Raw genomic sequence first — 26,449 nt, forward strand, 5'->3', positions numbered from 1 at the left:
CGGCCCGCCCCCGGTGGTCGGCACACCGGGGGTGCTCGCTGGTCAGGCCGGGCACACCCCGGGGGCGGCGGGCACCGGACCGGTCACGCCGCGCCGGCCTCGGCCGTGCCCGGCGACTCCGCCGCCTCCGGCCGGGCCGGAGCCCGCGGGGTGGCGGGGGCCTGGCGGGATGACGGGGGGAGGAGCGTGCGTGCGGCCAGCGCGGCGGCGCCCCTGGCCGCCGCCGCGCGGGTGAGCCGGGGGCGGCGGAGCGGAACGTCACGCAGCAGGGGCAGCGCGGCGGCGCGCACCCCCCGGCGCAGCGGCTCCCACCAGTGGTCGCCGCACGAGGCCACTCCCCCGCCGATGACGACCAGCGCCGGGTCCAGGACACTGACCAGCCCGCCGACCGCCTCCCCCAGCGCGCTTCCGGCGACGGCCAGGGCCGTCTGGGCACGGGGGTCCCCCTCAGCGGCCCGGCGGGCTATCTGCGAGGTGCTCAGCTCCGCCCCCCCGGCGGCGGTGTAGGCCCTGGCTATGGCCGTGCCGCTGGCGACGGCGTCCAGGTGCCCCTCGGCGCCGCAGGAACAGGGCAGCCCGGCGGCGGCGGCCACCGGCGCGTGGCCGAGTTCCCCGCCGGAACCGTGCTCGCCCCGCAGGAGCCGCCCGTCGGTGATGACGGCGCCGCCCACCCCGGTGCCCACGGTCACGAAGAGCAGGTCCTGGTGGCCCTGCCCCGCGCCGAACGCCATTTCGGCGTAGGCCAGGACGTTGACGTCGTTGTCCACCACGACGGGGAGCCCGAGCTCCTCCTCGACGGCGCGGCGCAGCGGGGTGCCCGTCCAGCCCGGCAGCGCTCCGGAGGCGAGGGTGACGACGCCGTCGTGGTGCGAGACCACGCCGTGGGTGCCCAACCCGACGCCGACCACGGGGAGCCCCGCCGGCGCGTGGCCCCTGAGCTCCGCCAGCAGGGTGAGCAGGGCCCCCAGGACGGCGTCCCGCCCCTCCCGCGCCGGTGTCGGGACGCGGTGGTGGGCGAGGACGGTGCCGTCCGCTGCCACCAGGACCCCTTCGATCTTCGTCCCGCCGATGTCGGCGCCGAGGTGGAGGGGGCCGGTCACGGCCGGTCCCCTCGGAGAGCGGCGCTCCTGGGTGGCACGAGACGTGGTGTCAGGTCCGGGTCGGTCAGCTCCGGGTCGAACGGGTGGAGGGGCCTGGCCAGGCGTCGGTGGCCGAGGCGGAGCAGGTCCTGGTCGACGCCCCCGGGGGTGAGCGCGATCATCCAGTCAGCGGCGAGGGCGCGGAGCTCCGGCTCGAGGTAGCCGATCTTGACCACGACGATGTCGGCGCCGAAGGGGTCGAGGCCCAGCCGGGTGAAGTCCTCGATGTGGTGGAAGGGCTGCCGTCGGCTGGTGAGGATCGTGTGGACGCCGCCGCTCGTCACCACGGCGGTGCGTCCGCCGGGAGCGTCGCTGTCGGAGAGGAAGTCCACCCGGCCGACGAGTTCGGCGGGTCGGCCGTGCAGGACGTCCATCCGCCCGCCGACCGCCAGCCTCACGGTGGAGCCGGCCCCGGAGCGGACGCACTCCGCCACGGCTTCCGGGTCCACGATCGAGGCGTAGATCGTCTCCAGCCCGCCTTCGGCGAGTCGGGCGTCGTCGAGCAGCGTCTGGAGCAGGCCCGCGACGTCCCCGGCCCCGCCGGCGGTGGGGTTGTCCCCGGAATCGCTGATCACGAAGGGCCGCCGGACCGCCGACACGGCGGCCGACACCGCCTCCTGGGGAGTGCCGGTGGGTCCCACGAACACGAACTCGTCGCGGGCGTTCCAGTAGCGTTCGGCGATCCTGCCGGCGTGCGTCACCGCCGCCTGCTCGTCGGTTCCCAGCACGACGGCCGCGGCGGCGCCGCGCGGTTCGTCCGCCCAGGCGTACCCCACCCACAGGGCGGCGTCCAGGACTCCGGGGGCGGCCTCCACCTCGGCCAGTGAGGCGTACAGCCCCCGGCCGGGCTCCACCTGGGTGCTGGTCTTCTCGCCGGGGAGCAGCACGGGGATGCGCACCCACGCCTTGCTGGGGCGCTGCCCGGTGCGCAGGCAGTGGACCAGCAGGCGGGCGGCGCGCTCCCGGGTCTCCCACTCGTCCTCGTGGGGGGCGAGGCGGTGAGCGGTGATCAGGTCAACCTGTGTCACCAGTGCCTCGGTGATGCTGCCGTGCAGGTCGGTCGGGCAGGAGATCAGGCAGTCCGCGCCGACGGTGCGTGCGACGTCGGCGGCGAGCGCCGCCTCGATGTCGTCGTGGCCGGGCACGTGCATGGCGCCGTGCAGGTCGAGCAGGAGGCCGTCGAGCGGACCGGCGCCAGTGAGCCGGTCGAGCAGTTCGTCGCGCAGCCGTTGGTAGGTGGCGGGGGCGACGGGCCCTCCCGGTACGGCGCGGGCGTGGACCAACGGCACCCACTCCACCTGCTCGGCCCACGCGGCGGCACCGCGCCTGGTGAAGTCGAAGAGGTCGAGCAGCCCTTGGCCGCGGCGCACCGTGAAGTCCTCGTCGTGGGTGGTGTGCGGGCTGAAGGTGCTGCACTCGATGTGCAGCCCGGCGACGCCGACGCGCAGCGGGCCGCTGATCGGCCGGTCGAGGGGGCTGGTCATCGTGCGGCCTTCTCACTTCCGGACTGGGACGGGGACAGGACGTGCTCAAGGACCATCAGTCCGGCACCGGTGACACCCGCGTTGGGACCGGTGGCCGCGGCGTCGATCTCCAGGGAACCGGTGGCCAGCGGGAGGCACCGCTCGTAGATGACGCCCCGGACCCCGGCGAGCAGTGGCTGCGCACCGCCCAACACCCCGCCCAGGACCACCAGGTTGGGGTTGAAGAAGTTCACGACGGTGGCCAGGACCTCACCGAGGCTGCGGCCGGCGTCGCGGACCAGCGTGGTGGCCTCGACGTTGCCTTCCTCCACCAGTCGAACTATGTCGGTGGGTCGGTCCACCCTGATGCCGCGGGCGTTGAGGCCCCGGGCGATCGCGGCCCCGCTGGCCACCGTCTCGAGGCAGCCGGTGTTGCCGCAGGCGCAGGAGGTGTCACCCGCCGAGGGGACGCGGACGTGGCTGATGTCCCCGGCCGCTCCCATGGCTCCGTGGTGCAGGCGGCCGGCGGAGATGACTCCGCAGCCGATGCCGGAGCCGACCTTCACGATCAGCAGGTGGTCGGCGTCGGCGCGGGCGGTGAGGTGTTCACCCACTGCCATGAGGTTGGCGTCGTTCTCCACCATGACGGGGAGGGAGAGCCGCTGGCTGAGCTCCTCCCGGATGGCGGCGCCGTGCCATCCGGGCATGCGGGAGGGGAGCACGACCTGACCGCGTCGGTGGTCAACGGGCCCGGGCAGACCGACACCCAGCCCCCGGGCGGGCACCTGGCCCATGGACGGTGACGCCAACAGCTCCTCGCACCGTTCCACCAGCCAGTCAACGGTGCGCTCCGGCCCCTCGGTCACGTCCCAGTCGTACTCCTGGACCAGGTGCACCGCGCCGGCGACGTCAACGGCCGCGAGCCGCGCGTGGCGGGCCCCGAAGTCCGCGGCGAGCAGCATGCCGCCGTCCGTGCGGATCTCCAACAGCCGGGGGCGGCGCCCGCCGTGTGAGCGGCCGTTGCCCGACTCACGCAAGTAGCCGCGTTCCAGGAGGAACTCGACCCGGGCGGAGACGGTCGAGGGCGCCAACTTCACCAGACGCACCAGGTCGGAGCGGGACTCCGCCTCGCCCCGTGCCACGAGGCGCAGCAGGTGCGAGGCGGACCCCCAGTCCGGGACATGACCCACGTGAAAGTGCATGCCCCATAGATAGCACAGCAATATTTTCGGAACGACCCCCTTGACTTTGTTCGACACCTGGACTTTTCATACAGGTCACTCGACTCAATCGATGGGAGTTGTCGATGCTGGATGGATCAAGGGGTGGTGCGGGCCCGGGCGTCCCCATGGTCAGCATCCGTGGGCTGCGGAAGTCCTACGGCGGCCACCTGGTCCTGGACGACGTGGACCTCGAGGTGGGCGCCGCGGAAGTGGTCGTGATCGCCGGCCCCTCGGGCTCGGGCAAGTCCACCCTGTGCCGCTGCATCAACCGGCTCGAGGTGCCCGACTCCGGCGAGGTCACCATCGGGGGCCAGCCCGTGCCGCTCGAGGGCAGACAGCTCGCCCGCATCCGGGCCGAAGTCGGCATGGTCTTCCAGCAGTTCAACCTCTTCGCCCACCGGACGGTGCTGGAGAACGTCGCCCTGGGGCCGGTCAAGGTCCTTCGGCAGCGCCCCGCCCAGGCCCGGCAGCGAGCCCAGGAGTTGCTGGACCGCGTGGGTGTCGGGGCCCAGGCGGCCAAGTACCCGGCGCAGCTCTCCGGCGGTCAGCAGCAGCGCGTCGCCATCGCCCGGTCCCTGGCCATGGACCCCAAGGTCATGCTCTTCGACGAGCCGACCTCCGCCCTGGACCCGGAAATGATCAACGAGGTCCTGGACGTCATGAAGTCCCTGGCCAGGGACGGAATGACCATGATCGTGGTCACCCACGAGATGGGCTTCGCCCGCTCAGCGGCCGACCGCGTCGTCTTCATGGACGCCGGACGCATCGTCGAGCAGGCACCTCCCGAGCAGTTCTTCTCCGCCCCCCGCAGCCAGCGCGCCCAGGACTTCCTGTCCAAGATCCTCATCCACAGCTAACGCACAAGGACACCGCCATGCGCCCCCTCCCCACCCGCCGCGCCTTCGTCCTCCTCGCCGCCGCGACGGCCACGGTCCTCACCGGCTGCGGCAGCGGCTCCTCCCCCGCCAGCCCCTCCGGCCCTGACAAGAAGCCCGCGGCGGCCGACGTCAAGGGCGCTCCGACGGCTGCCGCCGCCGCCATGCCCGACGGCTCGACCATGGACCGGATCCGCGAGCGCGGCTACCTGATCGTCGGCGGCTCCTCCGACGCTCCCCTGCTGTCCCAGAAGAACCCGCTCACCGGCAAGTACGAGGGGTTCGACGCCGACATGGGCCGCCTGTTGGCCACCTACATCCTCGGTGAGCCCAAGGTCCGCATCGTCAGCTCCGCCACCCAGACCCGGGAGGCACTGCTGAAGAACCACACCGTCGACGTGGTCTTCCAGACCTACAGCATCACGCCGGAACGGGCCGAGCAGGTCACCTTCGTCGGCCCCTACCTCTCCAGCGGCTTCCAGATCGCCACCCGCAAGGACGCCACCGACATATCCACCCTCGCCGACCTCAACGGCAAGACCGTCATCGCCGGCGCCAACACCCCCGCCATCCCCGCCATCAAGAAGGCCGCCCCCAAGGCGAAGATCCTCACCTTCGACAGCGACCCCGCCTGCATCCAGGCCCTCAAGCAGGGACGCGGCAAGGCCTACGTGCAGGACAACATCACCCTGGCCGGCAGCATCGACAGCGCCCCGGAGCTGAAGGTCGTCGGCAAGCCCTTCGCCGAGGGTGACATGGGCATCGGCGTCCCCAAGGACCAGGCCGACATGGCCGCGTTCGTCGACACCTGGCTCAAGAAGGTGATCAAGGACGGTTACTGGACCGAGGTCTGGAAGGCCAACTTCGGCGCCTCCCTCGGCGACCACGAGCCGCCCGTCGTCGGCTCCGTCCCGGACGTCTACACCGCGAAGGACTGACCCTCCAGGTGTCCGTACTCACCCAACACCTCCCCCAACTACTCGACGGGCTGCTGTCCACCTGCCTGCTGATGGTGCTCTCCTTCGCCGGGTCCCTGGCGATCGGAGTGCTGGTGGCGGCCGCCCGGGTGAGCCCGGTCCGCTCGCTGCGCGCCGCCGCCACCGGCTACGTCGAGCTGTTCCAGAACATCCCGCTGCTGGTGTGGCTGCTGCTGTTCGTCTTCGCCCTGCCCGAAGTCGGGGTGATCTTCCCCCTGTTCACCACGGCAGTGATCGTCCTCGCCCTCTACGAGGCGGCGTACATGGCCGAGGCGATCCGCAGCGGCATCAACAGCGTGGGCAGGGGTCAGGCGGAGGCGGCACGCTCCCTGGGGCTCACCACACCGCAGACCCTGCGCCACGTCGTCCTCCCGCAGGCGCTGCGGTCCGTGGTCCAGCCCATCGGCAACGTGCTCATCGCCCTCACCATGAACACCTCCCTCGCCGCGGCCGTCGGTGTCGTCGAACTCACCCACGCCGCCAACGAGGTCAACCTCGCCGAAGCCCAGCCCATCCCCGTCTTCGTCGGCGCCGGCCTCGCCTACATGGCGGTCACCCTGACCATCGGACTGACGACGGGCCTCATCGAACGGAAAGTGGCGATCGTACGATGAGCCAGCACGAATCCACCGTCCTGTTCGACGCCCCCGGCCCCCGGGCCCAGCGCAGACAACGCATCCTGAGCGTCGCCGTGGGCATCGCCGGGCTCGCCCTGCTGGCCGTCGCCGTGCACCGCTTCGCCGAACGGGGCCAGCTCGACAGCGCCAAGTGGGAGCCGTTCACCGCGTGGGGCACCTGGCGCTTCCTCCTCAACGGCGCCTGGTACAGCCTGCTCGCCGCGGCGGGCGCGGCGGCGATCGCGGGGCCCCTGGGGCTGCTCCTCGCGGTCGGCCGGCTGTCCCCGCGCCGCGCGGTGCGGTGGGCGGCCGGAGCGTACGTCGAGATCATGCGCACCGTCCCGGTGCTGCTCCTGATCTACATCACGCTATTCGCGCTCCCCCAGTACGGCGTCAACCTGTCGCTGTACTGGAAGCTGGTGGCCCCGCTGGCCCTGTCCACCGCCGCCTCCACCGCGGAGATCTTCCGCGCCGGACTGCTCTCCCTGGACCGGGGGCAGCGCGAGGCGGGGCTGTCCCTGGGCCTGACCAACGGCAGGACGATGCGCCTGATCCTGCTCCCGCAGGCCCTGCGCCGGGTCATCCCGTCCCTGGTCAGCCAGTCGGTCGGGCTGATCAAGGACACCTCGCTCGGCTACATCGTCAGCTACTACGAGCTCCTGTTCAGCGCGCAGGTCTACGCCACCTACAGCCACCTGCTCATCCAGACCTTCCTGGTGGTCGCGGCGGTCTACCTGGTGGTCAACGGCAGCCTGTCCAAGCTGGGACGCGAGCTCCAGCGGCGCGACCCGTCCGCCCGACCACGCCTGCGGAGGGCGCCGGTGCCCCCTGCCCTGACCGATCCGGCCACGGTGGCACCGCCCCGGCCCCCCGTGGACTCCCTCCAGGGGGACGAGCGATGACGCTCTTCGAGGTGTGCGTCGACTCCGCGGAAGGCGCCCGGGCCGCCCGGGACGCCGGAGCGCACCGGGTCGAACTGTGCTGCGCACTGCTGGAAGGCGGCCTCACCCCCAGCCCCGGACTGCTGGGGACCACACTGGAGACGGCCCCGGGCATCGAGGTGAACGTCCTGATCAGGCCGCGCGGCGGGGACTTCGTCTACGACGCGCGGGAAGTACGCGCCATGGTCAGCGACATCGCCACCGCGTCCGCCATGGGCGCGCACGGCGTCGTCATCGGCGCCCTGACCGCAGACGGCGATGTCGACATGGGCATCTGTCGCGAGCTGGTGGACGCCGCCGCAGGACTTTCGGTCACCTTCCACCGGGCCTTCGACATGGCCAGGGACCCGTTCGCCGCCCTGGAGTCCCTGGTCGAACTGGGAGCGGACCTGGTACTGACGTCGGGTCAGGAAGCCTCGGCGCTGCAGGGCGCACCCCTCCTGGCCCAACTGGTGGAGGCCGCGGGCAACCGCATCCGGATCATGCCCGGAGCCGGCGTCACCCGGCACAACGCCCGGCGCATCCTGGACCTCACCGGTGCCTGCGACCTCCACTTCAGTGCCAGCGCCACCGAGGACGGCCCGATGCGCCACCGCAACCCCCGCCCGGCGATGGGCGGCCGCCTGCGCGGCGACGAGTTCGCCCGCCGGGTGACCAGCGTGACCGAGATCCGGGCCATCGTCGCCGCCGTCGGCGGGTCCACCTCCCCGTGCACCCAGCGGGGGTGAGCTCGGCCGCCCCCGCCTCCGGCCCCGCCCCGGACCCGCGGGCGCCGGGCCGGGGCGATTCGGTGACCGGCTCGTCGTCGACCGGCTCACCGATCGCGTTCCCGACCGCGGCGGCGCTCCGTCCGATGACGTCCGGGCCCCCGTGCGGTCCGCGCCCGTTCGGTCCCGACCCGTTCAGTCCGTGCCCAGGCGGCGGGCGATCCGGGCGCGCATGCTGGTCATGGAGAAGCCCCTGGGGTCGATCTTCGTGTTGGTCCACTCCCGGTGACCGATCACCGACCGCTCGGTCCAGCCGTGGGCCCGGCACACCGCGGCAGCGGCCCTCGCCACCGCGTCGAGCTGTGCTTCGGGCCAGTTATCTGACCCGTCCCCACGGTTGACGCACTCGAACCCGTAGAAGTGCGGGTTGCCGTCGGTGTTGTTCTCGTTGGCCGTCGGCAGGGCGCGCTCCTCCCGGACCGCGCGGAGCACGTCGTCGTCCCCCCAGCCGGCGTGGTTGGCCCGCCCGTGGCCGACGAGGTGGATGGTGCCGTCCTTGGCGACGACGCCGTGGCACAGCGGCCCGGGGAGCTCCGGGGACCCCTCGTAGCAGAACCGCACGGTGTTGGCCGTGCCCGAGCTCGCGGTGTGATGGATCATCACGCCGTGCACCGGGCCCCAGGGGCCTCTGCTGTTGCGGTTGTGGTTGCGCCAGTCCCGGCACTCGACGACGCTCAGCCCTTCGTCCCGCAACACGTCCAGCACTCGACCGGCGGTCAGCGGAGTGGCCATGTCCCTCCCCCTTCGTTCGCCCTCACCTGATATCCGAACCACAGCGATCAGCCGCAATGGTGCGGTGTGAACGCACGTCAAGCAGCATTGATGACGACACGAAAACACGGCAACCGCATTTCAGGAAACGGCCACAAAAAGAAGAGAAGTCCACGGCGTTTTCACAACCTTGCGAATTGATTAGCTTTTCATCGTCTTATCGCACCTTTATTGGCGCGCTGCCGCGGCGCGCCTCCGCAACGCCGGAACCGGCCGGGAGGCCGCGCGTCGAACAGGGGTCTTGAATGCGGTCTTGACGCGCTCATGCCACTAGGGCACTGTGCCACTCGCGGCACCATGCCGTCCGGGCGTTGCTCGCCCCACCCCGTTCCGGCACCGCCCCCGCACGCACCGTCCCGTCCGACACGAACGGAAGGACGTTCCATGCGACTCGCCACCCGAGGACGACGGGCATCGGCCACCGCCGCGCTGCTCGCACTCGCCCTCACCGCCTCGTTCGCCGCCCAGGCGGACGCCTCGTCCTCCTCCCCACAGGATTCGGCGAAGGCCGCCTCCGAACAGGTGAGGCAGTACACCGTGCACGGCGCCGACACCGCGGCCGAGCGCACCCGCGTGGCCGGGACGGGCGCGGCCATCGACGAGGTCCAGTCCGGCGCCGTGGTGATCACGGCCGACGCCGAGCAGGCGCGGCAGGTCCGTGCCCTCGGCTACGAGCTGACCGCCATCGCGGCCCCCCGGACCAGCGGCGACGTGACCCCGATGGACTTCCCGTCCAGCGACTCGAACTACCACAACTACGCGGAGATGACCTCGGCCATCAACAACCTGGTCGCGGCCAACCCCTCCATCATGAGCAAGCGGGTCATCGGGAAGTCCTACGAACAGCGCGACATCGTCGCGATCAAGATCAGCGACAACGTCGCCACCGACGAGGCCGAACCCGAGGTGCTGTTCACCGCCCAGCAGCACGCCAGGGAGCACCTCACCGTCGAGATGGCCATCTACCTGATGAAGGAGCTCACCAGCAAATACACCACGGACAGCAGGATCAAGAACGCCGTGGACAGCCGGGAGATCTGGATCGTGCCGACCATGAACCCGGACGGCAGCGAGTACGACATCGCCAGCGGCAGCTACCGCAGTTGGCGCAAGAACCGCCAGCCCAACAGCGGCAGCTCAGCCGTCGGCACGGACCTGAACCGCAACTGGGGCTACAAGTGGGGCTGCTGTGGCGGCTCCTCAAGCACGCCGTCCAGTGAGACGTACCGCGGGTCGGGCGCGGAGTCGGCACCCGAGGTGAAGACGGTCGCCAACTTCGTCCGCACCCGGGTGGTCAACGGCGCCCAGCAGATCAAGGCGGCCATCGACTTCCACACCTACAGCGAACTGGTGCTGTGGCCGTACGGCTACACCTACTCCGACACCGACACCGGGATGACCCAGGACGACCGCAACGCCTTCGCCACCCTGGGCCAGCAGATGGCGAACACCAACGGCTACACCCCGGAGCAGTCCAGCGACCTCTACATCACCGACGGAACGATCGACGACTGGCTGTGGGGCAGCCAGCGGATCTTCAGCTACACCTTCGAGATGTACCCCACGTCCTCCTGGGACGGCGGCTTCTACCCGCCCGACGAGGTCATCAGCCGGGAGACCAGCCGCAACCGCGCCGCGGTGCTCCTGCTGCTCGAGGCCGCGGACTGCGTCTACCGGGTGATCGGCAAGGAGAGCCAGTACTGCTCCTGACCGCGCCGCCGGGCCGGTGCCCCGCGCCGGCCCGGGACGTCCGCCCCGCGGGCTGGGTGACAGCCCGCGGGGCGTTCCCCTTCCCGGCACACGCGCACCGCTCGACCGGGTCGCCGCCACCGGCCCCGTCGTGGCCCGGTGACGGCGGCCCGGTCCCGTCCGCAACGGCTCAGCCGTCCCCGGAGGTCAGCCGCCGGTGGTGCCGCAGCGCCCGATCGACGAGGGCGCCGGCCGCCCCCAGGTAGCCCTCCGGGTCGAGCAGCCCCGCCAGCTCCCCGGCGGGGAACCCACCGGCGAGCTCGGGCGCCATGGCCAGCGACTCCGCCAGCGGACGGCCCTGCGCGACCTGCGCCCCGGCCAGGCGGGTCATCACCTGCCTGGCCTCCGCCCGGCCCAGTCGCGGGGTGAGCACCGCGGCGACGCGCTCGGTGACCACCGCTCCCTCCGTCAGCTCCAGGTTGCGTCGCATCCGCTCGCTGTCGACGGTCAGCCCCTCGGCGAGTTCGGCCGCGGTGTGCGCGGCCCCACCGGCAAGGCGCAGGCACTCGCGCAGCGGCTGCCACTCGGCGTGCCAGGCGCCGCCGGAACGCTCGTCCTCGTTGAGCATGCAGGAGGTGAGCACCCCGGCCAGCGGCGGCAGTTGCAGGGCGGCCGAGCGGACCATGGTGGCCAGCACCGGGTTGCGCTTCTGCGGCATCGCCGACGACGCCCCGCGTCCGGCGACGGCTGGCTCGGCGACCTCGGCGACCTCGGTGCGGGTCATGGACTGCACGTCCACGGCCATCTTGCCCAGGGCGCCGCCGGCCACCGCGAGCGCCCCGGCCAGCTCGGCGAACGTGCCGCGGGTGGTGTGCCAGGGCAGCACGGGTTCGGCCAGCCCCAGCTCGGCCGCGTACCCGGCGATGAGCCGGGTGGCGTACTCGTCCAGGGACGTGATTCCGTCCGGCAGCGCCCCGCGAACCTGTTCCAGGTATCCGGCGAGGGTGCCGGCCGCGCCGCCGATCTGCACCGGCAGCGTCCCGCGGACCTGCCGCAGGCGCTGCCGGGCGTCGTTCACCCCCTGGAGCCAGCCGGCGGCCTTCAGGCCGAAGGTGGTGGGCACGGCGTGCTGGGTCAGCGTGCGCCCCACCATGGGGGTGTCCCGGTACCGCTCGGCGAGCCCGGCCAGGGCCACCGCGACGCGGTCCAGGTCGGCGAGGACCAGTCGCAGGGCCCGCGAGGCCACCAGCACCGCCCCGGTGTCCAGGATGTCCTGACTGGTGGAGCCGCGGTGCACGTACTCGGCCGCCCCGGGGTCGGTCTCCGCGACCACCCCGGTGAGCATCCGCACCAGGGCCACCACCGGGTTCGCGGCCTCCCGGGCCTGGTGGGCGAGCTCCACCAGGTCCAGGTTCTCGGCCCTGGCGGCGGCGGTGATGGTGGCCGCCGCCCCGGCGGGCACGCTGCCCAGTGCGGCCTGCGCCCTGGCCAACGCCGACTCGGCGTCGAGCATCGCCTGGAGCCAGGCCCGGTCGGAGACCTCGGCGTGGACCGGCGTGGCGGCGGACACCGTGCTCAGCAGCCCGGCATCGGTCTCCGGTAGGTGGGAGGACATGACCTCACTTCCCTTCAAACGGCGTTGTGAGGTTTCAGCATCCCCGCCACGCCTCGCGCCGGACCGGTGCGCCGCTGTTCCCGCCCGGGCAGCCGCCTGATCCGCGTCCCGCGACGGGTCAGCGGGTCAGCGGCAGCCGTCGTTGCCCGCGCCGGCGACGAGGCAGCGGCGGCGCACCGAGACCAGCCAGTCGTCCACCCGCGCCACGTCGGGGTCCGCCGGCAGCGGGCTGTGTCCCAGGGCGGCGTCCAGACGGGTGGACAGCAGGTCCTGCCACGCCAGGACCTCCTCCCAGGTCAGCTCACCCCTACGTACCGCCAGCAGCCGTTCGCGGTGCGCCCCGACGTCGAGCTGGACGTCCCCGCTCTCCAGGATCGCGGCACCGCTGATCAACAGGCGCAGCAGGTGCATGACGTGCTTCCACCGGGGCTCGCCCTCCCGTTCCCGGCGGGCCCGCGCCTTGCCGAACTGGGCCCGCGCGTAGCGCGCGTACGTCCGGTGGACGCGGCGGGAGAGGAACGCGGGGGCCAGCTCGCGGAGCTCCTCTCCGAGCGGCGTGCACCGTTCGACCAGCGGGCTGTGCAGGACCTCCAGCAGGTTCGGGTTGGCGGCCAGGGCGAGCGCGCAGAACCGCTCGACCTCCCAGTTGAACTGCTCGGGCAACGGGCCGTCCAGGTGCGGGGGCGGCTTCTCCAGCCTCCAGAACTCCTCGGTCGGAGCGACGTAGACGCCGCGCCGATCGGTGTCCGACGTGGCGAGGGCGAGTCCGAACGCCCTGGAGCCGACGACCACCGACAGGATCGTGTGCTGTTCGACCAGGTACCGTGCCTGCGACATGCGTCCCATCGTCGTCGGGGCACGCGCCGCCGCGCCACCGCAATACCGCACCGCCCGGGACGGACGGGCGCCGGGCCGGGAGTGCGCCCCGACCCGGCGGTGTCACGGCCGCCCTCACGGCTCCCGCCCGGCCACCCGCCGCGCCACGCGCAGCAGGTACTCCTTGCGGTCCAGCGGGTTGTGGTCGGTGCGGTCCCTGGCGGGAGGCGGACCGACGACCGGCTGGTAGCGGTCGAACGCGCACTCAAGGACCCCTTCGCCACGGGTCAGCCCCGGCAGTTGCTGCTCCAGCGCGTGCACCATGGCCGCCGGTACCCGTCCCTGGAGCAGGTAGGACTCCCCCCGCGGCTCCGGCGTCCCGGGGACCGCCCGCAGCCGCCCGAGGGCGGGCAGCACCACGCCGAGGGCGTCCGCCGGGACCTCCAGGTGGAACCGGTGCATCGGCTCGTGGACGGTGGTCCCGGCCCGCCGCAGCGCGTCCACCAGCACCAGGGGGGTCAGGTTCCGGAAGTCCCCGGCGGTGCTCGACATGCTCTTGTCGAAGGTGCCGTGGGCGTGGCTCTGCCGCGCCCAGTACCCGGCGTGGGTCATGGTGACCCGGCAGTCGGTGACCTCCCAGCCGTGGACGCCCTGGAGCAGCGTCGCCCGCACGGACTCCTCGACCGCCGTGAAGAACGCCGAGGGCATCGACCCCGGCTCGACGCCGAGACGGAAGTCCACCCCGGTGCCGACCGGGGCGGGTTCCACCCGCAGGCCGACGGTGGCGAGGAACGGGTTGGGCTCCCTGTCGATGAACTCGACGGCCTCGCCGGTGCCGTCCGGCCGTTCCCGGCAGATCGTCGTGGTGCGGCGGAAGGTGACGTCCACGCCGAAGTCGTCAGCCAGCGTGGCCTGGATGACCTCCTTCTGCACCTCGCCGTAGAGCGAGACGTGCACCTCCTGACGCTGGTCGTCCTGGCGCAGGTTGATCAACGGGTCCTGCTCCGCCAGTTGGGTGAGCGCGGCGTGCAGGGCACCCCGGTCGCCGGGACGGCGGGGCACCACCGCCGTCTCCAGTGTCGGCGGGGCGAAGAACCGGCCCGCCGGGGCGGCCGGCTCCCCCTCGGCACCGAGGGTGTCGCCGATCCGGACGTCACCCAGCCCCCAGAGCCTGCCGATCTCTCCGGCCCGCGCCTGCGGCCTAGGCTCGGCCGTGCCGCGGTCGAAGACGCTGATCGCGGTGACCTTCCCCGCGCCGCCCCGCCCCAACCGCAGCCGGTCGCGCACCCGCACCGTGCCGGAGAGCATCCGCACACAGGCGATCCGCTCCCCCGCCGGTCCTCGTTCCACCTTGAACACGGTGCCCGCCACCGGCCCCCGCGGGTCCCCCTGGGCCGCCGGCAGCAGCTCCCGGACACCGGCGAGCAGGTCCCGCACCCCGGCGCCGGTGATCGCCGAACCGAAGAACACCGGGTGCACCAGCGACCGTGCGGTCTGCGCCGCGAGTTCCGCGCGGAGTCGCCGGTACGGCACCGCGGACTCCTCCTCGACGTACGCCGCGAGCAGGGCGTCGTCGTGGTCGCAGAGCACCCCGAGGAGGTCGGAGACGAAGTGGGCGTCCGCACCGGTCCACGCGGTGCACCGGGCGCCACGGGTGCCCTCCGCGCGGACCGTCCCCATGGCCAGCACGCCGGGGGTCAGCTTCGCGGCGAGGTCCCGCAGGGCGCGTCGGCAGTCCGCCCCCCTGCTGTCGATCTTGTTGACGAAGAGCAGGGTCGGGATGCCGAGTCGGCGCAGCGTCCGCATGAGCACCCGGGTCTGCGCCTGGACCCCCTCCACCGCGGACACCACGAGCACCGCGCCGTCGAGTACCCCGAGGACCCGCTCGACCTCGGCGATGAAGTCCGGGTGGCCCGGTGTGTCGATGAGGTTGACCGTGACCCCTTCGGTCACGAAGGACACCACGGCGGACTTGATGGTGATGCCCCGTTGCCGTTCCAACGCCAGGGTGTCGGTGCGGGTGGTGCCGTCGTCGACCCGCCCGACCTCGTCGATGACCCCGGCGACGTGGAGCAGCCGTTCGGTCAGGCTCGTCTTGCCGGCGTCAACATGGGCCAGGATGCCCAGGTTCAGTGTGCGCACGGTGCGTCATGTCCTTCGAGTCGGCGGTGGGTCGCTTCTCTTCGAGGTGGGACATGAACGCGGTGCGCATCCTCGGTCTCCTGTTCACAGGGGTGGTCATCAGTGCCGGCGTAGTCCAACAGAGGCGTCGGCGGCGGTCAACGCATTTCCGCCGGCGAGCAGGGGAACCCGCCGGTGCGCGAGTCACCCGACCGGCACGGCTCCTCGCGGAACCGGGGGTCCGCAACCGGTAGGCTCAGGGGATGCTTTGACGCCTGCCCGGACCCCGGGCGCCCCCGCGCACTCCTTCGTCCCCGCGAACGCACACCCGCACCCACGAAGGAGGCATCACCATGGGCACGTCGTCGTTTTCCCTGGACGTTCCCGACGCGCTCGCCGCGTCGTACAGCAGGAGCAACGGCGCGTCCGGACGCGCCTGGATCGCCGCCCTGCCGGCGCTGGCCGCGGAGTTCCTCGACCGCTGGTCCCTGCGGCCGGACGGCCCGGCGGGGCACGGCATGGCCTCGCTGGTCCTGCCGGTCGTCCGCGGTGACGGCACCCCCGCGGCACTGAAGCTCCAGCAGGTCACCGAGGACAACGCGGGGGCCGTACTGGGCTTGCGGACCTGGAACGGCCGCGGCGCGGTGCTCCTGCTCGACCACGACCCGGACACCGGGACCGTGCTGCTGGAACGGCTGGACGCCGACCGGCCGCTGTCGTCGGTGGCCGACGACACCGCGGCGCTGCAGATCCTCGCGGAGCTGCTGGCCCGCCTGGTCGCGGTCCCGGCGCCCCCGGGTCTGCGCCGCCTGGCCGACGTCGCCGCCGCCATGGTGGAGCGGGCGCCGGACGCCGTGGTGGAGCTGCGCGACCCGGCCGAGCGACGACTGGTGCGTACCTGCGCCCGCTCCGTCGCCGAACTGGTCGGCGAGGCCGGCGACCGCCTGCTCCACTGGGACCTGCACTACGACAACGTCCTCGCCGGCGAGCGGGAGCCCTGGCTGGCGATCGACCCGGAGCCCCTGGCCGGCGACCCCGGCTTCGACCTGCTCCCGGCGCTGTGCAACCGGTGGGACGAGGTGGTGGGGACCGGCGACGTCAGCCGCGCCGTGCTCCGGCGCTTCGACCTGCTGACCGAGGTGCTGGGCCTGGACCGGCAGCGGGCGACCGGCTGGACCCTCGGCCGCGTCCTGCAGAACGCCCTGTGGGACATCGAGGACGGCGAGGACGCCCTCGAACCCGCCCAGGTCGCCATCGCCACGGCCCTGCTGGGCCGCGCGGCCGGCACCCCGTAGTGCGTGGGCGGCCGCCGGCAGGCCCGGGTGCCCGCGCCGGCCGGCGGCCCCCGCACCGTCCGTTCTCAGGCGGCCCGGCGCCGCCTCACGCCTGCTGGCCCAGCTCCGCCGCGGTCACCGGGGCGCTGAACGGCAGGCCGCCGCACCACCGTTGCAGCTCGTCCAGCGCGAAATCCGCCAGGCGGTGCAGCTCGTTGCCCATCGACCCGGCGACGTGCGGGGTGAGCAGCACGTTGGGGAGGTCGTACAGGGGGGAGTCGGGCGGCAGCACCTCCGGCTCGGTGACGTCCAGGACGGCCCGCAGCCGCCCGCTGACCAGCTCGCGGGTCAGCGCGTCGTGGTCCACCAGGGAGCCGCGCGCGGTGTTGACCAACAGCGCGCCGTCACGCATCAGCGCCAGTCGGGGGCCGTCGAGCAGGTGCCGGGTCTCCGGCAGCGCCGGGGCGTGCACGCTCACCACGTCACTGCGTGCGCACAGCTCGTCGAGGCCGACGGGCTCCGCGCCCAGGGCCTGGGCGTCGGCGTCCGCCAGGAAGGGGTCGGCGAGCAGCACCTGGAAGTCGTGCGGCCGGAGCAGCTCAAGCACCCGGCGCCCCACCCGGGACGCCCCGATGACGCCCACGGTGCGCCGGTAGTTGCCGTACCCGGCCAGCTCGGCGTGCCAGTCCGCGGGGCCGCGCAGCCTTCGGTAGCGCTCCCTGGCGTCCAGGACGCCCTTGTTGGCCAGGAGGATCACCGCCAGGGTGTACTCGGCGACCGGCAGGGCGTTGATCTGGACGGCCGAGGAGACCTCGATCCCCCGTCGCCAGCACTCGGCGCCGACGATGCCCTTCACCGAGCCCGCGGTGTGCACCACGGCGCGCAGCCGTGGCGCGGCGGCCAGTGCCCGGTCGTCGATCAGTGGGCAGCCCCACCCGGTGACCAGCACGTCGACCCGCTCCAGCGCGGCCCGCGCGGTGGGCGTGGTGAGGTCGTCGAGCGGGGCCGGGTGGACCAGCTCGACGAGGCCCGCGAGGCGTTCCATGGCGTTCGGGGTGAACAGACCGGCGGCCACCTCGGGGCTCATGGCCAACGCGGCCGGTGGACGACCTGAGCGGGAACCCTCACCACTGCCGGGTGTCTCGGCCACGCGCCCTCCCTTCGACGAGGCCCACGACGGGCCGTGGAGCCAGCGGAGAGGATAGTTGACGAGGTTGGCTTCCTCCCCCCGTCCGGCAGCACCCCGCGCGAGGCGCCACCCCGGTGCCCCCGAGGTGATCTCCCTCACGGGGAGATCCGCTCCGGCCCCGCCCCACCCGTTGATAGCTTGATCGGCATGGAGCAACGCCGCGTGCTGGAAGCGTTCCGTCTCGAGGCCGGGGAGCTCTCCCGGGCGGTTGCGGGGCTGTCCGAGGCCGAGTGGGATCGTCCGACGCGGTGTGAGCCCTGGTCGGTTCGCGACCTGGTGGGGCACGTCCGCGTGGGGATCGCGTGGTTGCCGCGGATGCTGGACGGTCCCGCTCCGGACAGGGCCGAGGTCGGTGCGGCGGAGTACTACCGGCCCGACGACCGGTTCAGCCCGCGGACCAACGCTGCCCGCATCGGCCTGGCCCAGGACCACGCGGCCGGACACGCCAGCGGTGCCGCCCTCGCCGAGGACTTCGCCGCGACGTGGCAGCAGGTGGATCAGATGTGCCGGGCCGAGGCTGAGGACCGTGTGGTGCGCACGCGTCACGGCGACGCGATGCTGCTCTCGGAGTTCCTGCTCACCAGAGTGGTGGAGGCCGCGGTTCACGGCCTGGACCTGGCGGACGCACTGGGACGCGAACCGTGGCTGACCACGGAGGCCGGTGCGGCGGTGCTGGAACTGCTGCTCGGACCGGGTCGGTTGGACGGGGCGCGGGAACTGGGCTGGGACGTACCGACCCTCCTGGCCAAGGTCACCGGTCGCGCGGCACTCGACGCGACGGAGACCGCCCAGGTCGAGCAGCTCGGCATGCGATGGATCACGTTGGGCTGACCACCGCGCGGGCCCCGGCACCGACCGCCTGCCGCGCGGAACCCGGGCCGCCACGCCCCAGGTGATCACGCGGGGTGACGGTCAGCCCCGACGGACCGTGCGATGCGGAAGCCCACGTCGTCCACCTGGAAGGTCGGATGGCTACGGCGGCGCACGGAGGCCCGACAGCTCCAGTGCTCGTCGAACCAGCCACCGCCGCGCAGCACCCGGTAGGTGCCGTAGACCTCGGCGTCGTAGACGTCCCAGCACCACTCCCACACGTTACCGAGCATGTCGTACAGGCCCCACGGGTTGGGCCGCTTGCCGCCCACGTCGTGGACTCGTTCGTGCGAGTTGCCGCGGTACCAGGCGATCTCGTCGAGCGGCCCGTAACGCGGTCCGCTCATCCCGGCCCGGCAGGCGTGTTCCCACTCGGCCTCGGTCGGCAGCCGGTACCCGTCGGCAGAGGTGTCCCACTCGATGCCCACGCCCCCGGCGTCGAAGTGGTAGGCGGGTACGAATCCGTCGCGCCGCGACAGGGCGTTGCAGAACCGGACCGCGTCCCACCAGGAAACCCCCTCGACGGGCGACTCGTCCCCCTCGGAGGTTCCCGGCCACTCCCCGGTGACCTGTGCGTACAGCGCCTGGGTGACCTGGTACGCCGCCAGTTGGTAGGGCGCGAGCTCAACCGACCAACGGCGTTCTGTCCGCCGGTCCGAAAGGGTCACCTGGCCCGGTGGGACGGCAATCATCGTGATTCCTGCGCCAGCGTCCATGAGCAGGTGATCCTAGGGCCTGGCCTGGTCGCACCGGGACGCGCCAGCGGAGCCCGGCCGCGTTCGACGCGGCCCGCTGGTCGCCGGCGTCCCGAACGGACCTCGGGAACGCGGACGGACCTCGGGAACGCGGACGGGGGTCGGACCTCACTTCCGTGGTGGGAGCGCGAAGAGGCGGGCGGCGTTGTGGTGGCAGACGCCGCGGAGCCAGTCGTCGCCGAGGTCGAGGTCGGCGAGTCCCCGCAGGGCGTGGGCGTAGCCGTGCGGGATGTTGGGGAAGTCGCTGCCGAACAGGATGCGGTCCCCCAGGTCCGTCAGACGGGGACGCTCCGCGGTGGGGAACGGCGCCAGCTCCCTGCTGTGGTCGGTGAAGGCCATGGTGGTGTCCAGGTGCACGCGTGCGAAGCGGCAGGCCAGGTCGAAGAAGTCGCGGTACTCGGGCATGCCCAGGTGGGCGATGACCAGGCGCAGGCGTGGGTGCCGGTGGAGCAGGCGGGCGACGGGCTCGGGGCCGGTGTGCTTGCCCGGCACCGGGCCGGAACCGCAGTGGGTGACGACGGGGGTCCCCGTCTCGGCGAGCAGCCCCCAGACCGGGTCGAGCCGGGCGTCGTTGGGGTCGTAGCCGCCGACCTGGACGTGGCACTTGAACACCCGGGCGCCCGCCTCCACCGCCTCCCGCACGTAGTCCGCCGCCCCGTCCTCCGGGAAGAACGTCGCGGTGTGCAGGCAGTCGGGCGTGCGTGCGGCGAAGTCCGCCGCCCAGGTGTTCAACCACCGGGCCATGCCCGGTTTGTGCGGGTAGACCAGCGAGGTGAAGGCACGGACTCCGAACACCCGCAGGGTGGCGAGTCCCCGGTCCTGCTCCGGGCGGTAGACCAGGGGCCAGCTCCGGCCGACCAGCGGTCCTCCCGCCGCGAAGTACGCCCGCACCTTGGCCATCACCCGGTCCGGCATGAAGTGCGTGTGCACGTCCACCAGCCCCGGCAGCCCCAGGTCGGTCCAGAACCGGGTCACCACGTCGGCCTCCGCTCCGGCCGGCAGGTCCTCCTCCACGTGCCCTCCCTGACGTCCACGGGTCCACCGCTGGCCAGCACCAGCGGCTCGCGCTGCTGGCTCTCCGAACCCGGGCAGCGGTCGCACACGGGTACGGGTCAGTGCCCCAGCGTATCCACGGGTGGCGCGGGGAGGGTCGAGCCCGGGTCGGTCAGTGACGGGTGAGGAGCCGGGGCCCGGACGGGACGAAGGAGCGGAGGAAGAAGGCGAGGTTCGCCGGGCGCTCGGCCAGCCGGCGCATGAAGTACCCGTACCAGTCGGAGCCGTAGGGGGTGTAGACGCGCACCCTTTCCCCCTGCTCGACGAGCCGGTGCTGCTCGTCGGTGCGGATGCCGTACAACATCTGGAACTCGTACTCGCCGGCGGCCCTGCCGTAGCGGGAGGCGAGGTCCTGGGCGATCCGGATGAGCCGGGGATCGTGGGAACCGATCATCGGGTAGCCGCCACCGGCCATCAGGACGCGCAGGCAGCGCACGTAGGCGAGGTCCACCTGGTGCTTGTCCTGGTACGCGACCGAGCTCGGTTCCCGGTAGGCCCCCTTGACCAGTCGGACCCGGGACCCGGGAACGGCGAGGCGGTGGCAGTCCTCCTCCGTCCGGTACAGGTAGGACTGGAGCACCGCCCCGGTCGCGGGGTGCTCCTTGCGGAGGTCGTCCAGGATGGCGAGGGTGGAGTCCACGGTGGTGTGGTCCTCCATGTCCAGGGTGACCGTGGTCCCGGCGACGTCGGCGGCCTGGCAGACCTGGCGCACGTTGGCCAGCGCCACGTCGTGCCCGTCCTTCTCCAGGGCCTGGCCGAAGGCGGAGAGCTTCACCGACACCTCGGCCCCGGTGCCCAGGCCCTCGGGTCCGAGCATGTCCAGCAGGCGCAGGTAGGCGTCGCGCACCGCGGTCGCCCCCGCCCGGTCGGTGACGTCCTCGCCGAGGTAGTCCAGGGTGACGGTGAGCCCTGCGGCGGTCAGTTCGCGGACGGTGCCCAGGGCGTCCCCCAGGTCCTCCCCGGCCACGAACCGGTCCACCACGGGACGGGTGCACCGGGTCGTCGCGACGATCTGGCGCAGACGGGCACTGCGTGAGGCGGACAGCAGGATGGAGCTGAGCAACGGGGCCTCCGGTGGACGGGACCAGAAGGGTGTTCCTCGACCGTAGGCTGCGGGCGGAATGTCCCTCCATGGACAAGCGTCACGTCCTTCAGGCAGCCGACTTGTGCGACTGTATGAACGACGAGACGGGGTGAACGACGTGCACGGCGACTACCAGGACCTGGTGGAAGAGGCGGCGGGGCTGCTGGGGGCTCCGGCGACGCTCGAGGACCGCGACTTCACCCTGTTGGCCTTCTGCGCCCATGAGGGTGAGCCGGACCCGGTGCGGGCCCGGTCGATCCTCAGCCGGCGGTCCACCGCCGGGGTGCGGAGCTGGTTCGAACAGTTCGGCATCGGCCGCGCGACGGGGCCGGTGCGCATCCCGCCGTGGCCGGAGACCGGCGTGCTGGGACGGCTCTGCCTCCCGGCGCGGCACGACGGGGTGACCTACGGGTACCTGTGGTTGCTCGACCACGACCCTCAGGGCCCCGGCTGGAACGAGGGCGTGCTGCGGGCCGGGATGGCGATCGCGGCCCGGGCCGGGGCGCTGATGGCCGGGGAGGCCCACACCGGTTCGGTGCTCGGCACCGAGCTGGGGCGGCTGCTCACCGGGGCGGCGGCGGAGCGGGTGGCCGCCGCCGCGGTGCTCGCCGCCGAGCTGCGACTGCCCGAGGGCGCCCCGTACGCGGTGGTCTCGGTCCGCGCCGCCGCCTCGTGGGACGGGCCGCCGCACGGGGTGCGCGCGCTGCCCGGCCGTCCGGTGGTGTGGAACCCCCCGGCGGCGCCGGCGGCCCCGGCCGCGGAGGAGCCCGAAGAGGGCGGCCCCCCGACGGCCGCGGCCCAGGACGGAGCCCGCGCGGACCTGGCGCCGGCAGAGTGGACCGAAACGGTTCTTCTGGTGCCGTCGCGGCTCGCCGGGGACGCCCGCCAGGCGGTCGGCACCGCCGGGCGCCTGGTGGAGCTCCTCGGGCGTGGGGACGGAGGGGGACACCCGCCGGTCGCCGGGGTCAGCGACGTGTGGCACCACCTGCCCCACGCCCGGGTCGCCCTGCGGCAGGCCAGGACCGCCGCTGCCTGCGCCGCGGGCGACCCGGCACGGGCACCCGTGGCGACCTGGGACGCCCTCGGCCCCTACCGCCCGCTCTCCGAGCTGTCACCCGAGGCGGCCCTGGACCCGGCCGTGGCCCCGCTGCTGTCTCCCGCGCACACGGTGCTGGCCCGCACCGTGGAGGTCTACCTGGACCACGCGGGCCACGCGCAACAGTCAGCCGAGGCCCTGAGCATCCACCGCCAGACCCTCTACTACCGGCTCTCCCGGGTCGAACAGCTCACCGGCCTCGACCTGGACCGCGGTGAGGACCGCCTGCTGCTGCACCTCACGCTGAAGGCCCGGCGGCTCCACCGCCTCCATGATCCGCAACTTCGCTGACGATGAGAGCGTTCCACTGACAGTGGATTGGAGGATCCGCGATCCCGTTGACCATGGCCACGTTCCGCAGCGGGCATGGTCAGAAGCGGCGGCCGTCAGACCTCCCAGTGGCCGGTCAGCACTCGAGGTACACGCCGGATGACGCCTTGACCCGGGACCCACCCGAATTGGGATAGCCCACTGTCCAGGTTCTGAACGCACCGCGTGTCGGGCACGCCACGGTCACAGCGATATTGCCGCCCGTGTTGCGGGGGTCCGTGCAGTAGCCCTTCAGTGACACCCACCCCGACAGGGTCTGCCCCTGGAGTTCGACACAGATCTTCCTGAACCTGCCGGCGTACTCCATCATCGCCCAGACCTCGCCCCGCGACACGTAGGGGCTGCGGACCGCCAGGGAAGCCGTGACGGAAACATCGCCGCCCGGCTGGGCAACCGCGTGAGATGTCGAAGTCAGGGCCAACACGGATGACATGCCAGCCAGAATTCCGATCAATTCTTTTCTGCGCACTACTACCTCAATCTCGCACCTGATCGAGAATGGTCCTCCGCGCTTGCCGAGAATTCTTCTGAGCGACGATCGTCATGTCAACGAGAACACACCGGCCCGGACCCGGCATGCGGCGGTCGCGTGATCCCCACACCGCCCCGCGGGGCCCACCGGTCCGTGCGCGCGTGCGGCGGCCCCCCGATTGGGGCAGCCGTCCCCGGGTACCCACTGGGGCGTCCCCGGTCTGTCCGGGAGCCGGCCACCACCGGCACGCACACCCGACAGCCGTGGGCCGGCCGCGGCCCCGGCGACGCAGAAGTGGAGAAACCATGCCACGGCTCGCAGAGAAGGTCGCACTCGTCACCGGAGGGGCGCACGGGATCGGCGCGGCCACCAGCAGGGCGCTCGCCCGCGAGGGCGCAGCCGTCGCGGTCACCGACCTCCTGCCCGACGAGGGGGAGCGGATCGTCGAGGAGATACGCGGCTCCGGGGGGAAGGCCCGCTTCTGGGCCATGGACGTGACCGACGAGGGGGCGGTGCGGAAGGTCATCGGCGAGGTGGTCGAGGCCTTCGGCAAGCTGGACGTGCTCGTCAACAACGCCGGCATCTCCGGGGTGGACAAGCCCACGGACGAAATCACCGTCGAGGAGTGGGACCACGTCATCGATATCAACGTCCGGGGCGTGTTCCTCTGCACCAAGCACGCCATCCCCCACCTGCGGCGTGCGGGGGGAGGTTCCATCGTCAACCTCTCCTCGATCTACGGCATCATCGGCGCCGAGGACCTCCCGCCCTACCACGCCTCCAAGGGTGCGGTGCGGCTGATGTCCAAGACCGACGCGCTGCTCTACGCCAAGGACCAGATCCGGGTCAACTCGGTCCATCCCGGGTTCATCTGGACGCCTCTGGTCGAGGAGATGGCCAGGAACTCGTCCGAGGGGGTGGAGGGCTTCCACCGGGTGCTCGACGGCCTGCACCCCCTCGGGCACGTCGGGGAGCCCGAGGACATCGCCGCCGGGATCGTCTACCTCGCCTCCGACGAGGCGAAGTTCGTCACCGGAAGTGAACTGGTGATCGACGGTGGCTACACCGCGCGGTAGCCGGTGACCAGGAGGAGCCACGGCCCCGCGCGGACAGGCACCCACCCGGCTCGCGGACCGGCGGACGGGCGGACGGGCGGACGGGGCGGCGGGGATCACTGCATGACGCTCAGCGGGGTGTGGTCCACCGACGTGACGCAGACGTGGACCTGGAGGTTGTAGCCGCGCCCCATGGATATCTCCGTGGGCTCGTGCAGCGGTGGGTGGACCGGCCGGTGCGCGGCCTCGGCGGCGCTGTCCTCCACCGGGCACCAGTCCCCTTCCCCGTCCCACTCGCTGCTCGCCGCGGTCAGCAGCGGGCGGACCGGCCCGCCGCAGTCCGGACACTCCATGGGCCAGGGATCGCAGAAGCTCCACGGGCCCCAGCCGCCGAGCTTCCAGCCGCAGGCGACCGACAGCGCGAGCTGGTAGCTGAGCCCGCTGGACTCCTCCCAGGCGTGGACGCGCTGGACGAGGGGGCGTGGCAGCTCGTGCGGGGCGGGGTACTCGGTGACCTTCTCGGGGTGCAGGACGCACGGCGAGGGAAGGTGACCGCCGGCCTCGATGACGTCCGGCTCCGGTGCCCGCGGCAGCGGCCGGCCGACCTCCGCGGCGACGCGCCACCGCAGGTGGGCCTCGGGCACGCCGTCGCCGTGCATGAACGGACACCACAGGACCTGGAGCACGTCGGTCCCCCGCGGGCCCGGCCACCCGGGGGCACCGGGCGGGAGGTCCCGGGCGAACAGTTGCAGGGCCCCGAGCAGGGGAACCGGACCGTCCTGGGCGATCCGGCGACCGGTGTGGCCGACCCGATCGACGGCCTCCCGCTCCTGCGGCGTGAGGGACAGGCGCCAGTCCCGCGCCCTGGCCCACCCGGCGCTCAACGCGCTCCGCCGGGCCCTGACCTCCCTCGGCGAGAAACCGACGTGCCAGGGCCCGGCGTGCTCGGCGCACCTGGGCCACGGCTCGTCCTCCGGCCACAGCAGGGGCCCGCCGATCGAACTGTCGTGCGCGGTGGGCGTGCCGGGCCGCGGGTGCAGCCGCACCGCGGTGCGGGCCAACGGGGCGAGCTCCGGAAAGACCGCGGCGATGTCCACCGGCCGAGGAGGTGTCGTACGAGACATGGGGCCAGCGTAGGGAAACCCACTGACAGCGCGGCGTTCCCCGGCGGGACGGCGCCCCTTTCCCCAGGTGCTCCTTTCCCCAGGTGCTCCTTTCCCCAGGTGCTCCTTCCCCGGGGCGCCGCGTCGGATCTGCGGATCGGGCAGTCCGGCGAAGTGCGGGTGGGGTTTCGGCCGCCGTTTACCTGTCGAAGAAAAACAGATCAGCGGATTATTCGACAATAACATCCGTCTCTTTACTCAAGGACAAGAGGTGCTCTGTCGGCGAGTGCCTGAAAGACCGCAATCCGGCACCTTGACAGCTCCTCACCGCTCACAGACCATGAGTAACGCAACCAGCGGGAAAATTCTCCCGCGTTTCGGCTCATCACCGCGACCGCGCGCCTTATCCGTCCGAGTGACCGCGAAGAGCACGACACCGCGGAACCGGCAGCGTGAATACGCGTCATCAAGCGGCGCCATTGACGTACCACGTGCACGCGAGAAATGCCCGCGAGCAGGAGTGCCGCGGGGACACGCACCGCTCGACCAGCCAAGCCCCTGAGACGCCTCCCGAGAGGAATGTCGCCATGACCAACCAGTCGCATGTGGACCCACCGCCGGCTCCCACCGACGAGCGGGAGCAGCTCGGCGAACGCGCCAGGGGGGTCAACGAGGACGGCTGCCAGGAAGGGCCCTGCACGGACAGGCAGCCGACCCTGTACCGCGCCGACCTGTTCACCCTGACCGGCGACGGGGACAACAAGGACCACGACACCGGCATCTACATCACCGTCAAGACCCGTGACGACAGGACCCTGCTGGCGTCGATCAACAACGCGGACAGCTCGGGCAAGGACATGACCACCTACAACGACGACTCGCACCACATCGTGCCCCTGGTCGTCGAGGCGCCCGGTGCGACCAAGTCGAACTGCGACGGGTTCAAGGTGCGGATGTGGATCAAGACGAACGGCAACGACACCTGGACCATCGACGACGCGCGCGTCACCCTGTTCTTCAGTGACGGCACGACCCTGGTCGCGGAGAAGCTCGGATTCAGTCTCACCGACGACGGGGACAGCGTCGAGTTCTGCTCCCCCTGATCCCGGCCGGCCGGAGCGGCGGCCAACACGTTCCGGACATGACACCGGGGA

Annotated in this window: 22 protein-coding genes and 1 pseudogene; 11 read left to right on the forward strand and 12 right to left on the reverse strand. The window is 72.3% G+C overall.

The genetic code is table 11. The features are described 5' to 3' along the window. Positions 1-83: 83 nt before the first annotated feature. The 3 genes from A3IG_RS30095 to A3IG_RS0117015 are packed head-to-tail and all read right to left on the reverse strand — an operon-like array spanning position 84 to position 3,804. The gene (locus A3IG_RS30095; protein WP_018384784.1) at positions 84-1,100 is read right to left on the reverse strand and encodes an ROK family protein; all 1,017 of its coding nucleotides are present in this window, start codon (positions 1,098-1,100) and stop codon (positions 84-86) included. Then, positions 1,097-2,623 (reverse strand): M81 family metallopeptidase, encoded by a 1,527-nt coding sequence (locus A3IG_RS0117010; RefSeq protein ID WP_018384785.1) that lies wholly within the window; start codon positions 2,621-2,623, stop codon positions 1,097-1,099. The genes A3IG_RS30095 and A3IG_RS0117010 overlap by 4 nt, the downstream gene beginning before the upstream one ends. After that, positions 2,620-3,804 carry an ROK family transcriptional regulator gene (locus A3IG_RS0117015; RefSeq protein WP_040911749.1) on the reverse strand — a complete coding sequence of 395 codons (1,185 nt, stop codon included), beginning with the start codon at positions 3,802-3,804 and terminating at the stop codon, positions 2,620-2,622. Before A3IG_RS0117015 ends, A3IG_RS0117010 begins: the two co-directional genes overlap by 4 nt. A gap of 146 nt (positions 3,805-3,950) precedes the next feature. Here A3IG_RS0117015 and A3IG_RS0117020 point away from each other — a divergent pair, with 146 nt between their 5' ends. From A3IG_RS0117020 to A3IG_RS30105, 5 genes are read left to right on the forward strand one after another with little or no spacing between them, the layout of a single operon-like run. Further along, entirely contained in the window at positions 3,951-4,682 is a 732-nt protein-coding gene (locus A3IG_RS0117020) for an amino acid ABC transporter ATP-binding protein (RefSeq protein WP_018384787.1), read from the forward strand. 17 nt (positions 4,683-4,699) lie between these two features. After that, the gene (locus A3IG_RS0117025) at positions 4,700-5,638 is read left to right on the forward strand and encodes a glutamate ABC transporter substrate-binding protein (RefSeq protein WP_018384788.1); all 939 of its coding nucleotides are present in this window, start codon (positions 4,700-4,702) and stop codon (positions 5,636-5,638) included. An 8-nt stretch (positions 5,639-5,646) separates the two neighbouring features. Next, positions 5,647-6,291 carry an amino acid ABC transporter permease gene (locus tag A3IG_RS0117030; protein WP_018384789.1) on the forward strand — a complete coding sequence of 215 codons (645 nt, stop codon included), beginning with the start codon at positions 5,647-5,649 and terminating at the stop codon, positions 6,289-6,291. After that, positions 6,288-7,196: an amino acid ABC transporter permease gene (locus A3IG_RS30100; RefSeq protein ID WP_018384790.1), complete on the forward strand. Its 909-nt coding sequence runs from the start codon at positions 6,288-6,290 to the stop codon at positions 7,194-7,196. Before A3IG_RS0117030 ends, A3IG_RS30100 begins: the two co-directional genes overlap by 4 nt. Then, on the forward strand, positions 7,193-7,963 hold the full coding sequence (locus A3IG_RS30105; RefSeq protein WP_018384791.1) for a copper homeostasis protein CutC: 771 nt from the start codon (positions 7,193-7,195) through the stop codon (positions 7,961-7,963). The genes A3IG_RS30100 and A3IG_RS30105 overlap by 4 nt, the downstream gene beginning before the upstream one ends. Positions 7,964-8,146: 183 nt before the next feature. On the opposite strand, the pseudogene A3IG_RS0117045 reads toward A3IG_RS30105, so the two are convergent. Beyond that, positions 8,147-8,734: pseudogene (locus A3IG_RS0117045) on the reverse strand (peptidoglycan recognition protein family protein); the annotation flags it as partial. Positions 8,735-9,157: 423 nt separating this feature from the next. Here A3IG_RS0117045 and A3IG_RS0117050 point away from each other — a divergent pair. Continuing rightward, the gene (locus tag A3IG_RS0117050) at positions 9,158-10,483 is read left to right on the forward strand and encodes a M14 family metallopeptidase (RefSeq protein WP_018384793.1); all 1,326 of its coding nucleotides are present in this window, start codon (positions 9,158-9,160) and stop codon (positions 10,481-10,483) included. 169 nt (positions 10,484-10,652) lie between these two features. Here A3IG_RS0117050 and pcaB read toward each other — a convergent pair whose 3' ends face one another. The 3 genes from pcaB to A3IG_RS0117065 all read right to left on the reverse strand — a co-directional run bounded on the left by pcaB (position 10,653) and on the right by A3IG_RS0117065 (position 15,035). After that, a complete protein-coding gene (pcaB, locus tag A3IG_RS0117055; RefSeq protein WP_018384794.1) occupies positions 10,653-12,077 on the reverse strand; it encodes a 3-carboxy-cis,cis-muconate cycloisomerase in 1,425 nt (474 codons plus the stop codon). Between the two features lie 126 nt (positions 12,078-12,203). Further along, the gene (locus A3IG_RS0117060; RefSeq protein WP_018384795.1) at positions 12,204-12,914 is read right to left on the reverse strand and encodes a nucleotidyltransferase domain-containing protein; all 711 of its coding nucleotides are present in this window, start codon (positions 12,912-12,914) and stop codon (positions 12,204-12,206) included. A 114-nt stretch (positions 12,915-13,028) separates the two neighbouring features. Continuing rightward, on the reverse strand, positions 13,029-15,035 hold the full coding sequence (locus tag A3IG_RS0117065; RefSeq protein WP_018384796.1) for an elongation factor G: 2,007 nt from the start codon (positions 15,033-15,035) through the stop codon (positions 13,029-13,031). A gap of 332 nt (positions 15,036-15,367) precedes the next feature. Between A3IG_RS0117065 and A3IG_RS0117070 the strand changes: the two genes are divergently transcribed. After that, a complete protein-coding gene (locus A3IG_RS0117070; protein ID WP_018384797.1) occupies positions 15,368-16,309 on the forward strand; it encodes an aminoglycoside phosphotransferase family protein in 942 nt (313 codons plus the stop codon). 85 nt (positions 16,310-16,394) lie between these two features. Here A3IG_RS0117070 and A3IG_RS0117075 read toward each other — a convergent pair whose 3' ends face one another. Next, positions 16,395-17,375 (reverse strand): hydroxyacid dehydrogenase, encoded by a 981-nt coding sequence (locus tag A3IG_RS0117075; RefSeq protein WP_040911753.1) that lies wholly within the window; start codon positions 17,373-17,375, stop codon positions 16,395-16,397. Between the two features lie 249 nt (positions 17,376-17,624). Between A3IG_RS0117075 and A3IG_RS0117080 the strand changes: the two genes are divergently transcribed. Further along, positions 17,625-18,308 carry a maleylpyruvate isomerase N-terminal domain-containing protein gene (locus A3IG_RS0117080; RefSeq protein ID WP_026220353.1) on the forward strand — a complete coding sequence of 228 codons (684 nt, stop codon included), beginning with the start codon at positions 17,625-17,627 and terminating at the stop codon, positions 18,306-18,308. A gap of 65 nt (positions 18,309-18,373) precedes the next feature. On the opposite strand, the gene A3IG_RS0117085 is transcribed toward A3IG_RS0117080, so the two are convergent. The 3 genes from A3IG_RS0117085 to A3IG_RS0117095 form a co-directional block, all read right to left on the reverse strand. Next, the gene (locus A3IG_RS0117085; protein WP_018384800.1) at positions 18,374-19,039 is read right to left on the reverse strand and encodes a formylglycine-generating enzyme family protein; all 666 of its coding nucleotides are present in this window, start codon (positions 19,037-19,039) and stop codon (positions 18,374-18,376) included. Between the two features lie 171 nt (positions 19,040-19,210). Beyond that, positions 19,211-20,116, reverse strand: a complete 906-nt coding sequence (locus tag A3IG_RS0117090) for an amidohydrolase family protein (protein ID WP_018384801.1) — start codon at positions 20,114-20,116, stop codon at positions 19,211-19,213. Between the two features lie 151 nt (positions 20,117-20,267). Beyond that, positions 20,268-21,218, reverse strand: a complete 951-nt coding sequence (locus tag A3IG_RS0117095) for a proline dehydrogenase family protein (protein WP_018384802.1) — start codon at positions 21,216-21,218, stop codon at positions 20,268-20,270. A 130-nt stretch (positions 21,219-21,348) separates the two neighbouring features. Between A3IG_RS0117095 and A3IG_RS0117105 the strand changes: the two genes are divergently transcribed. Both A3IG_RS0117105 and A3IG_RS0117115 read left to right on the forward strand, forming a co-directional pair. Next, positions 21,349-22,626, forward strand: coding sequence for a PucR family transcriptional regulator (locus A3IG_RS0117105; RefSeq protein ID WP_018384804.1), 1,278 nt, complete (start codon positions 21,349-21,351; stop codon positions 22,624-22,626). 816 nt (positions 22,627-23,442) lie between these two features. Next, positions 23,443-24,213, forward strand: coding sequence for an SDR family NAD(P)-dependent oxidoreductase (locus A3IG_RS0117115; protein ID WP_018384806.1), 771 nt, complete (start codon positions 23,443-23,445; stop codon positions 24,211-24,213). Positions 24,214-24,308: 95 nt separating this feature from the next. Here the strand turns inward: A3IG_RS0117115 and A3IG_RS0117120 are convergent, their stop codons facing one another. After that, positions 24,309-25,316 (reverse strand): hypothetical protein, encoded by a 1,008-nt coding sequence (locus tag A3IG_RS0117120; protein ID WP_026220357.1) that lies wholly within the window; start codon positions 25,314-25,316, stop codon positions 24,309-24,311. A 566-nt stretch (positions 25,317-25,882) separates the two neighbouring features. On the opposite strand from A3IG_RS0117120, the gene A3IG_RS30110 reads away from it, so the two are divergent. Further along, the gene (locus A3IG_RS30110; RefSeq protein WP_018384808.1) at positions 25,883-26,398 is read left to right on the forward strand and encodes a hypothetical protein; all 516 of its coding nucleotides are present in this window, start codon (positions 25,883-25,885) and stop codon (positions 26,396-26,398) included. Positions 26,399-26,449: the final 51 nt, after the last annotated feature.

It is taken from the genome of Wenjunlia vitaminophila DSM 41686 (assembly GCF_000380165.1).
In the GTDB taxonomy this organism is placed as follows: Bacteria; Actinomycetota; Actinomycetes; order Streptomycetales; family Streptomycetaceae; genus Wenjunlia; species Wenjunlia vitaminophila.

What these genes read in the sequence shown, in the direction of transcription:
- A3IG_RS0117075 (WP_040911753.1), bottom strand. Translation starts at nt 17,375, where the DNA reads ATGAGCCCCGAGGTGGCCGCCGGTCTGTTCACCCCGAACGCCATGGAA.
- A3IG_RS30110 (WP_018384808.1), top strand. Translation starts at nt 25,883, where the DNA reads ATGACCAACCAGTCGCATGTGGACCCACCGCCGGCTCCCACCGACGAG.
- A3IG_RS0117115 (WP_018384806.1), top strand. Translation starts at nt 23,443, where the DNA reads ATGCCACGGCTCGCAGAGAAGGTCGCACTCGTCACCGGAGGGGCGCAC.
- pcaB (WP_018384794.1), bottom strand. Translation starts at nt 12,077, where the DNA reads ATGTCCTCCCACCTACCGGAGACCGATGCCGGGCTGCTGAGCACGGTG.
- A3IG_RS0117015 (WP_040911749.1), bottom strand. Translation starts at nt 3,804, where the DNA reads ATGCACTTTCACGTGGGTCATGTCCCGGACTGGGGGTCCGCCTCGCAC.
- A3IG_RS0117085 (WP_018384800.1), bottom strand. Translation starts at nt 19,039, where the DNA reads ATGATTGCCGTCCCACCGGGCCAGGTGACCCTTTCGGACCGGCGGACA.
- A3IG_RS0117080 (WP_026220353.1), top strand. Translation starts at nt 17,625, where the DNA reads ATGGAGCAACGCCGCGTGCTGGAAGCGTTCCGTCTCGAGGCCGGGGAG.
- A3IG_RS0117020 (WP_018384787.1), top strand. Translation starts at nt 3,951, where the DNA reads ATGGTCAGCATCCGTGGGCTGCGGAAGTCCTACGGCGGCCACCTGGTC.
- A3IG_RS0117025 (WP_018384788.1), top strand. Translation starts at nt 4,700, where the DNA reads ATGCGCCCCCTCCCCACCCGCCGCGCCTTCGTCCTCCTCGCCGCCGCG.
- A3IG_RS30105 (WP_018384791.1), top strand. Translation starts at nt 7,193, where the DNA reads ATGACGCTCTTCGAGGTGTGCGTCGACTCCGCGGAAGGCGCCCGGGCC.
- A3IG_RS30100 (WP_018384790.1), top strand. Translation starts at nt 6,288, where the DNA reads ATGAGCCAGCACGAATCCACCGTCCTGTTCGACGCCCCCGGCCCCCGG.
- A3IG_RS0117120 (WP_026220357.1), bottom strand. Translation starts at nt 25,316, where the DNA reads ATGTCTCGTACGACACCTCCTCGGCCGGTGGACATCGCCGCGGTCTTT.
- A3IG_RS0117070 (WP_018384797.1), top strand. Translation starts at nt 15,368, where the DNA reads ATGGGCACGTCGTCGTTTTCCCTGGACGTTCCCGACGCGCTCGCCGCG.
- A3IG_RS0117060 (WP_018384795.1), bottom strand. Translation starts at nt 12,914, where the DNA reads ATGTCGCAGGCACGGTACCTGGTCGAACAGCACACGATCCTGTCGGTG.
- A3IG_RS0117010 (WP_018384785.1), bottom strand. Translation starts at nt 2,623, where the DNA reads ATGACCAGCCCCCTCGACCGGCCGATCAGCGGCCCGCTGCGCGTCGGC.
- A3IG_RS0117050 (WP_018384793.1), top strand. Translation starts at nt 9,158, where the DNA reads ATGCGACTCGCCACCCGAGGACGACGGGCATCGGCCACCGCCGCGCTG.